The following is a 611-nucleotide window of genomic DNA, read 5'->3' on the forward strand; positions in this document are numbered from 1 at the left end:
CCTTCCTCCCAACTTAAAGTGCTTTACAATCCGAAGACCTTCTTCACACACGCGGCATGGCTGGATCAGGCTTTCGCCCATTGTCCAATATTCCCCACTGCTGCCTCCCGTAGGAGTCTGGACCGTGTCTCAGTTCCAGTGTGACTGATCATCCTCTCAGACCAGTTACGGATCGTCGCCTTGGTGAGCCATTACCCCACCAACTAGCTAATCCGACCTAGGCTCATCTGATAGCGCAAGGCCCGAAGGTCCCCTGCTTTCTCCCGTAGGACGTATGCGGTATTAGCGTCCGTTTCCGAACGTTATCCCCCACTACCAGGCAGATTCCTAGGCATTACTCACCCGTCCGCCGCTCTCAAGAGAAGCAAGCTTCTCTCTACCGCTCGACTTGCATGTGTTAGGCCTGCCGCCAGCGTTCAATCTGAGCCATGATCAAACTCTTCAGTTCAAACATCTTTGGGTTTTTAAGAAACCCTAAACTTGGCTCAGCAATCGTTGGTTACATCTTTGATTTCTCGCGGAGTAACTTGTGATGCTGATAATCTTGTTGACTATCAGTCTGACTCCACAAGCACCCACACGAATTGCTTGATTCAGTTGTTAAAGAGCGG

General features: G+C 50.7%; 1 rRNA gene. It reads right to left on the bottom strand.

What is annotated here, in order from left to right:
* Window positions 1-448: ribosomal RNA gene (locus AC1RAC_RS28305) — 16S ribosomal RNA — on the bottom strand; the annotation flags it as partial.
* Window positions 449-611: the final 163 nt, after the last annotated feature.

Source organism: Pseudomonas sp. GW823-FHT02F05, from assembly GCF_058797315.1.